6 protein-coding genes and 1 pseudogene are annotated in these 7,611 nt (G+C 75.2%); 4 read left to right on the forward strand and 3 right to left on the reverse strand.

Features of this window, described 5'->3' with window-relative positions; translation table 11 throughout:
• Positions 1-220: 220 nt before the first annotated feature.
• Positions 221-1,165 carry an alpha/beta fold hydrolase gene (locus MOX02_RS20975; RefSeq protein WP_147027748.1) on the reverse strand — a complete coding sequence of 315 codons (945 nt, stop codon included), beginning with the start codon at positions 1,163-1,165 and terminating at the stop codon, positions 221-223.
• Between the two features lie 188 nt (positions 1,166-1,353).
• Here MOX02_RS20975 and MOX02_RS32270 point away from each other — a divergent pair.
• Positions 1,354-2,034 (forward strand): annotated as a pseudogene (locus tag MOX02_RS32270) (PAS-domain containing protein); the annotation flags it as partial.
• Positions 2,035-2,161: 127 nt separating this feature from the next.
• Positions 2,162-3,463, forward strand: a complete 1,302-nt coding sequence (locus MOX02_RS32275) for a putative bifunctional diguanylate cyclase/phosphodiesterase (RefSeq protein WP_238179359.1) — start codon at positions 2,162-2,164, stop codon at positions 3,461-3,463.
• A gap of 40 nt (positions 3,464-3,503) precedes the next feature.
• Here MOX02_RS32275 and MOX02_RS31420 read toward each other — a convergent pair whose 3' ends face one another.
• Both MOX02_RS31420 and purD read right to left on the reverse strand, forming a co-directional pair.
• Positions 3,504-3,644, reverse strand: coding sequence for a hypothetical protein (locus MOX02_RS31420; protein WP_170267947.1), 141 nt, complete (start codon positions 3,642-3,644; stop codon positions 3,504-3,506).
• Positions 3,645-3,818: 174 nt separating this feature from the next.
• Complete coding sequence (gene purD / locus MOX02_RS20985; RefSeq protein ID WP_147027749.1) at positions 3,819-5,102, reverse strand: phosphoribosylamine--glycine ligase; 1,284 nt, start codon at positions 5,100-5,102, stop codon at positions 3,819-3,821.
• Between the two features lie 155 nt (positions 5,103-5,257).
• Between purD and MOX02_RS20990 the strand changes: the two genes are divergently transcribed.
• Positions 5,258-5,956, forward strand: a complete 699-nt coding sequence (locus MOX02_RS20990; RefSeq protein ID WP_147027750.1) for a hypothetical protein — start codon at positions 5,258-5,260, stop codon at positions 5,954-5,956.
• 72 nt (positions 5,957-6,028) lie between these two features.
• Positions 6,029-7,540, forward strand: coding sequence for an exodeoxyribonuclease VII large subunit (gene xseA / locus MOX02_RS20995; RefSeq protein ID WP_147027751.1), 1,512 nt, complete (start codon positions 6,029-6,031; stop codon positions 7,538-7,540).
• Positions 7,541-7,611: the final 71 nt, after the last annotated feature.

Here is a 7,611-nt window from a genome sequence, read left to right on the forward strand (position 1 = left end):
GTCCCTCTCCCGAACGGGAGAGGGGACCCGCGCCCGATTTTTTCGAGTCGGCGCAGGCGGGGCCGGGGCGCCCCACCTCTCCCGTTCGGGAGAGGTCGAGTCCGCGGCACGCGGACCGGGTGAGGGGTGCGGCCTCTCCGGAAAACCCGCTCCCCTCACCCTGTCCCTCTCCCGGACGGGAGAGGGGACCCGCGTCCGCCTCGATCGCGCGGGACCCGCCTCACCCCGCCAGGAAGGCGCGCAGCGCCGGGAGGGTCGCGCCGGGGTTCTCCTCGGCGAGGAAGTGCCCGGAGGCGATGCGCTCGCCCGTGGCATGGGGCGCGAAGGTGCGGTGCCAGGCGGCGAGCGCGGTCTCCGGCTTGTCCTTCTCCAGGTAGGCGTCGCTCGACAGGACGAGGACCGGCATCGGCAGGGTGCGGCCGGCGGCGAGGTCGGCCGCGTCCGCCGCCCGGTCGGGCCCGGCGCCGGCCCGGTAATCCTCGCACATGGCGTGGATGCGCTCGGGCACGGTCCAGGATTGCCGGTAGAGGGCGAGCGCCCGCGGGTCGAAGGCCGAGAGGTCCTTCGTCCCCGACCAGCCGGCGAGCAGGCCCTCGTAGTAGGCGTCCGGGCCGCGGGCGCGGATCTCGTCCTCGGGCCGGGGCGCCGGCCCGGCGAGGAAGCTCCAGTGCGCGTTCATGCCCGGATGCGCCTCGATCCGCTCCCACTGGACGAGCGTCGGCACGATGTCGAGGAGGGCGAGCCGGGCGACGCGGCCCGGCTCGTCGAGGGCGAGCCGGTAGGCGACACGGGCGCCGCGGTCGTGCCCGCACAGGGCGAAGTGGACGTGGCCGATCTTCTCCATCAGGGCCACGATCTCGCGGCCGAGGGTGCGCTTGGCGTAGGCCTCGTGGCCCGGCCCGCCCTCCGGCGCCGCCGACCAGCCGTAGCCCTTGAGGTCGAGGCAGACCACACGATGGTCCCGCGCGAGGTCGGGGGCGAGGCGGTGCCACATCGCGTGCGTCTGTGGGAAGCCGTGCAGCAGGAGGAGGGGCGGCGCCCCCTCCGGGCCGCCCGCGCGGGCGAAGGCCCGGCCGCCCGGCCCCTCGATCCAGAGCGCCTCGAAGCCGGGGAACAGGTCCCCGCCGCCGTCCCCGTCCCGATCCGCGTCCCGATCCGCGTCCATGCCGGCCTCCTCCACGCGTCCCTCGCCCGCGCCGGCACAGATCTCGCGGTGCCGGAGCGCAGAAACTGTCCATCCTCGCCCGAAATCGTAGCGTTCAGCCCGAATATTGCGCAACCTGCGCAGGGTATCGACGAAGACAAATCTTAAGACATACCCGTCAAGATCTCGGCATCTGCGACGGTGATCCGATGCCCGCACAACTCCTGGAAGATTTCGCGCAGGTCGCCTCCGACTGGTTCTGGGAGACCGACACCGACGGCCGCTTCACATACCTGAGCCCCGGCATCGGCCGCTTCCTCGGCCGGGACGTGAGCGAGCTGATGGGCCGCGCCCGCCACGCGATCGCCGTCAACGGGACGGACGAGGACCATTGGCGACCCTATCGCGAGGCGATGGCCCGGCGCGAGGGGTTTCGCGACTTCGACTACACCTATTCCCACCCGGACGGCGGCACGCGCCGGTTGCGCGTGAGCGGGGAGCCGCGCTTCGCCGGGGACGGCAGCTTCGCGGGCTACCGCGGCATCGGCACCGACGTCAGCCGCGAGGAGGCGGCGCGCACCGCCCTGTCGGCGGCCCTCGACGGCCTGACCGCCTCGAACCACCGGCTCGCCGAGCAGAACTGCCTGTTCGAGGCGGCGCTGAGCAACATGGTCCAGGGCCTGTGCATGTTCGACGCGCAGTCCCGCCTCCTCGTCTGCAACGACCGCTACCGGGAGATCTTCGGGCTGCCGGCCGAGGCCGTGCAGGTCGGCATGAGCCAGCGCGCGCTCTGCGAGGTTCTGGTGGCGAACGGCCTGTACCGCCGGGAGACCACCGTCGACAGCCTGTGCGAGGGCACGCGCCTCGCCCTCGTCGCCGCGGAGGCCGCGCCGATCCACCGGGAGCTCGCGGACGGGCGGGTCATCGCCGTCCTCTACCGCCCGATCGATTGCGGGCTGGGTCTCGACCTTCGAGGACATCACCGAGCGGCGCCGCAACGAGGCGCGCATCGCCCACATGGCCCGCCACGACGCGCTCACCGACCTGCCGAACCGCACCGCGCTGCGCGAGCACGGCGCCGCGCTGATGGGCGAGGCCCGCGCCGGGGCGGGGCGGCTCGCCATGCTCTGCCTCGACCTCGACCGGTTCAAGGCCGTCAACGACGCCCACGGCCACGCGGTGGGCGACGCGCTCCTGCGCGCGGTGGCCGAGCGGCTCCGCGCCAACGTCCGCGGCGGCGACCTCGTGGCGCGGCTCGGCGGCGACGAGTTCGCGGTGCTGCACCGGGTCGCCGACGAGGGCGGCGCCCAGCCCCTCGCCGAGCGGCTGATCGCGGTGGTGAGCGCGCCCTACGAGCTCGGCGGCTACACGGTCGAGATCGGCATGAGCGCCGGCATCGCCATGGCGGGCGGCGAGGCCGACGACGTCGAGCGCCTGCTGCGCAACGCCGACACCGCCCTCTACCACGCCAAGGGCGGCGGGCGCGGCCAGGCCTGCCTGTTCGCGGCGGCGATGGACGAGAGCGCCGAGACCCGCCGCGTCCTGGAGCGGGACCTGCGCGCCGCGGTCGGGACCGGCGCCTTCGAGCTGCACTACCAGCCGCTCGTCGAGGCCGGCAGCGGCGGCGTGCGCACGCTCGAGGCGCTGATGCGCTGGCGCCACCCGGAGCGGGGCCTCGTCAGCCCCGCCGTCTTCATCCCCGTGGCGGAGGAGACCGGCCTGATCGTGCCGATGGGCGAGTGGGCGCTGAACCGGGCCTGCCGGGACGCCGCCGCCTGGCCGGAGCCCGTGAGCCTCGCCGTCAACGTCTCGGCGGTGCAGCTGCGCCACAAGACCTTCGCGCAGACGGTGCTGCTGGCGCTGGCCGCGAGCGGGCTGCGGCCGGAGCGGCTCGAGCTGGAGATCACCGAGAGCGTCCTCCTCGACGACACCGAGGCGAACCTGGAGACGCTCCACCTCCTGCGCCGGACCGGCATCCGCATCTCGATGGACGATTTCGGCACCGGCTATTCCAGCTTGAGCTACCTGCGCCGCTTCCCCTTCGACAAGATCAAGATCGACCGCTCCTTCGTGCGCGAGGCGGGCCATCTCGCGGAACCGGGGCCGATCATCCGGGCGCTCGTGGCGCTCGGCGCGCATCTGGGCATCACCACGGTGGTCGAGGGGATCGAGACGGCCGACCAGCTCGCCGCCGTGCGGGCCGAGGGCTGCGACGAGATCCAGGGCTTCCTGTTCAGCGCGCCGCGCCCGGCCGGCGAGGTCGCCGAGATGCTGGCCGCCCTGAGCGCCCGGGCCGCGGACGCCGCACAGGCGGCGTGAGCGGGCGGCGCGGGCGGGGCGCCCGGCGCCGGCTCCCGGCCTACTTGCCCTGCAGGCCCTTCGCCACGCCGGCGAGCCGCCGGGCGGCCTTGCGGGCCGGCGCGTCGACGGCGTCGAGGAACAGGATGCCGGCCATGACGGAGGCGACCGTGAGGAGGAGCTGGGCCAGAGCGTGGGTCATCGACCGGCTTTCGTGATTCGCGGGTTCAGGACGCGCCCCGTTCTGCCGGGGCGGCCGGACACGATTCAACCGGAACCGGGTGAACGGGCCGTCACCGGGGCCCTGCGGCCGCGCTTTCCCGGCCGGGTGCGCCCCGGATGCCACGCTTCGGGGGCGCCGCTTCGGGGGCGCCGCTCAGATGCCCTCGCCCGCCACCTCCCGGGCGACGGCGCGGCGGCCGATGTCGCGGCGGCAGAAGCCCTCCGGCCAGTCGATCCGGGCCACCGCCGCGTAGGCGCGGGCCTGCGCGTCCATCACGCTGTCGCCGAGCGCGGTCACCGCCAGCACCCGGCCGCCGTCGGCCAGGAGGCGGTCGCCCTCGGCGCGGGTACCGGCCTGGAACACGTGGGTGTCGACGCTCGCCGCCGCCTCGGCCACGCCGCGGATCTCGGAGCCGCGCACCACGGTGCCCGGGTAGCCGGCCGCCGCCATCACGACGGTCAGCGCCGCCCGGTGCGGGTCGAACTCGAGGGCGACGCCCGCGAGGTCGCCGTCGCAGGCCGAGAGCAGGGCGGGGACGAGGTCCGAGGCGAGGCGCGGCATCAGCACCTGCGCCTCGGGGTCGCCGAAGCGGGTGTTGTACTCGATCAGCTTCGGTCCCGCCTCGGTGAGCATCAGGCCGGCGTAGAGGATGCCGGTGAAGGGCGTGCCGCGCTCGCGCATGCCGCGCAGCGTCGGCGCGATGATGGTCTCCATCACCGTGCGCTCCAGCTCCGGCGTGACGATGCTGGCGGGCGAGTAGGCGCCCATGCCGCCGGTGTTCGGGCCGCGGTCGCCGTCGAAGACGCGCTTGTGGTCCTGGGCCGTGCCCACGGGGATCGCCCGGGTGCCGTCGCACAGGGCGAAGAAGCTCGCCTCCTCGCCGACGAGGCACTCCTCGATCACCACCTCGGCGCCGGGCTCGGAGAGGAGCGCCCGCAGGGCCGCCTCGGCCTGCTCGAGGGTGTCGGCCACGGTCACGCCCTTGCCGGCGGCGAGCCCGTCCGCCTTCACGACGATGGGCGCGCCCGTCTCGCGCAGGTAGGCGAGGGCCGGGTCGAGCGCGGAGAAGCGCGCGTAGGCCGCGGTCGGGATGCCGTAGCGGGCGCAGAGGTCCTTGGTGAAGCCCTTCGAGCCCTCGAGCTGCGCGGCGGCCCTCGTCGGGCCGAAGGCGCGGATGCCGGCCGCCGTCAGGTCGTCGACGAGGCCCGCCACCAGCGGCGCCTCCGGCCCCACCACGACGAGGCCGATCCCCTCCCGCTCGCAGAAGGCCCGCACCGCCGCGTGGTCGGCCACGGGCAGGTCGGGGCGGTTCTCGCCGTGCTGCGCCGTGCCCGGGTTGCCGGGCGCGGTGAACAGGCGGGTGCAGAGCGGGCTCTTGGCCAGCGCGTAGGCCAGCGCGTGCTCGCGCCCGCCGGAGCCGATCAGAAGGATGTTCATGGGTCCGGGGTTTTCCTCAAAAACCGCGCGGGAGGAAAGGAGAATCCTCGACAGACCCGCGCGATGTCGCGGGTCGCGATGCGGGAACGGCGCGCGCCGCCCCGCGGTTGGCCGCGGGACCGGGCCGCGCCGGCACCGGGAGAGGGACGCGCCGGATGACGCAGGAGAGGAGGCGCCGCGTCACGATCGAGCAGGCCGCGAGCCTCGTCCAGACGCTGGCCATCGTGGCGGCCGGCGCCTGGGCGGTCTACACCTTCGTCTACGAGGCCCGGATCAAGCCGGGGCTGGAGCCGCCCGCCGTCTCGGTGAGGACCGACCTCGTCAGGGCGGGCGAGCGCGGCGACCGGGTGGCGATCCGCTCCACCGTCACCCGCACCAACGTCGGCAGGACCGGCGTGAGGATCCTCGGCCTCACCTACAACGTGGTCGGGATCAGCGCCCGCTTCGGGGCCGATCCGGGCCGGGCCGCGGCCTTCGCCGCGAGCCTGCCGGCCGCCGCGAGCGTCGGCTCCGCGCGCGACTACGCGCTCACCGAGCCCGGCACCGTGATCCTGCGGCAGGGCACCCTGTTCGAGGGGGCGACCGACGCGCCCGCCGAGCCCTCCGACCTCAACCCGGGCGAGGCCGTCTCGCGCGACCTCATCCTCTACGCCGACCGGACGCAGTTCGACTTCCTGCGCGTCGAGGTGAGCTTCGCCTTCGCCAAGTCGGACGAGGCGCCGGTGCCCCTGCACTTCGCGGCCGGGGAGGGCGGGCGCCTGAGCCTGATGCCGCGGGCCGATTGCCGGGCCGAGCCCGAGACCTGCCGCCGCCTCAAGACGACGGACTTCGCCACCGAGTTTTCCCTCTGGTGAATCGCCGCTCCGGCGCCACCGTGGCCCCGGCGCCCTCGACCGGGGCGGCGCCCGGCGCTAGCCTCCGGCCCCATGTCCATCCTCGCCGCCCTGACGCAGCCCCAGCCGCCGACCGAGCCGCAGGCCCGGCCCGACCGGGCCGCGACGAACCAGACCGAGTGGAGCGTCGGCGACCTCGCCGTGGCGCTGCGGCGGACGCTGGAGGACGCCTTCGGCCACGTGCGCCTGCGCGGCGAGATCTCGGGCTACCGCGGGCCCCACGGCTCGGGCCACGCCTACTTCTCGCTCAAGGACGGCAACGCCAAGATCGATGCCGTGGTCTGGAAGGGCACCCTCGGCCGCCTCCGGCAGAAGCCGAAGGAGGGGCTGGAGGTCGTCGCCACGGGCAAGATCACGACCTTCCCGGGCAAGTCCTCCTACCAGATCGTGATCGAGAGCCTGGAGCCCGCCGGCATCGGCGCCTGGATGGCGCTCCTGGAGGAGCGCAAGCGGGCGCTCGCGGCCGAGGGTCTGTTCGCGGCGGACGCCAAGCGCCCGATCCCCTACCTGCCGCGCGTCGTCGGCGTGGTCACCTCGCCGACCGGGGCGGTCATCCGCGACATCCTGCACCGGCTGGAGGACCGCTTCCCCCGGCCCGTCCTCGTCTGGCCCGTGCGGGTGCAGGGGGAGGGGGCGGCCGAGGAAGTCGCGGCCGCCATCCGCGGCTTCAACGCGCTCGCCCCCGGCGGCCCGGTGCCGCGGCCGGACGTGCTGATCGTCGCCCGCGGCGGCGGCTCGATCGAGGATCTCTGGGCCTTCAACGAGGAGGCGGTGGTGCGCGCCGCCTTCGAGAGCGCGATCCCCCTGATCTCGGCGGTGGGCCACGAGACCGACACGACCCTGATCGACTACGCCGCCGACCGCCGCGCCCCGACGCCGACGGGCGCGGCCGAGATGGCGGTGCCGGTGCGCGCCGACCTGATCGGCCAGATCGAGGATCTCGGCCGACGCCAGCGGGGGGCGATCCTGCGCAAGCTCGACCGCGACCGCAGCGACCTGCGCGCCAGCGTGCGCGCCATGCCGGCGGCCGACGCCTTCCTGGCGGGCAAGCGCCAGCGCCTCGACCTCGCCGAGGCCCGCCTGCGGCCGGCGCTCGCGGGCAACGCCCGCACCTTCCGCGAGCGCCTCGGCCGCGTGCTGGAGCGCCTCGCCCGCCACCCGCCGGAACTCGGCCTCGCCCGCGCCCGCGCGCGGCTCGCGGCGATCGACCACCGGCCCCGCACGGCGATCCTCCACCAGATCGGCCGCCGGGCCGACGCGCTCTCCGGCCTCGACCGGCTGCTCGGCTCGCTGAGCTACAGGGCGGTGCTCGCCCGCGGCTACGCGCTGGTGCGCGACGGGACCGGCGCGAGCGTGCGCGCGGCCGCCGCCCTGCGCCCCGGCGAGCGCCTCACCGTCACCTTCGCGGACGGCACCGCCGCGGTGCGGGCGGAGGGCGAGGGCGAGGACACGCCGACGCCCCGGCGCCCGGCGCGACGCGCCAAGCCCCCGCGCCCGGACCCGCCCGCCGAGGCACCCGCGTCCCGCCAGGGCAGCCTGTTCTAGCGCCCACCTCTCCCGTCCGGGAGAGGTCGCGTGCGTTTGATCGCGCCGGGTCGGCGCAGGCGGAGCCGGCG

Source organism: Methylobacterium oxalidis (assembly GCF_007992195.1).
Taxonomy (GTDB): Bacteria; Pseudomonadota; Alphaproteobacteria; order Rhizobiales; family Beijerinckiaceae; genus Methylobacterium; species Methylobacterium oxalidis.

Coding starts and splice junctions, on each gene's coding strand:
- MOX02_RS20975 (WP_147027748.1), bottom strand. CDS start 1,165: ATGGACGCGGATCGGGACGCGGATCGGGACGGGGACGGCGGCGGGGAC.
- MOX02_RS32275 (WP_238179359.1), top strand. CDS start 2,162: ATGGCCCGCCACGACGCGCTCACCGACCTGCCGAACCGCACCGCGCTG.
- MOX02_RS31420 (WP_170267947.1), bottom strand. CDS start 3,644: ATGACCCACGCTCTGGCCCAGCTCCTCCTCACGGTCGCCTCCGTCATG.
- purD (WP_147027749.1), bottom strand. CDS start 5,102: ATGAACATCCTTCTGATCGGCTCCGGCGGGCGCGAGCACGCGCTGGCC.
- MOX02_RS20990 (WP_147027750.1), top strand. CDS start 5,258: ATGACGCAGGAGAGGAGGCGCCGCGTCACGATCGAGCAGGCCGCGAGC.
- xseA (WP_147027751.1), top strand. CDS start 6,029: ATGTCCATCCTCGCCGCCCTGACGCAGCCCCAGCCGCCGACCGAGCCG.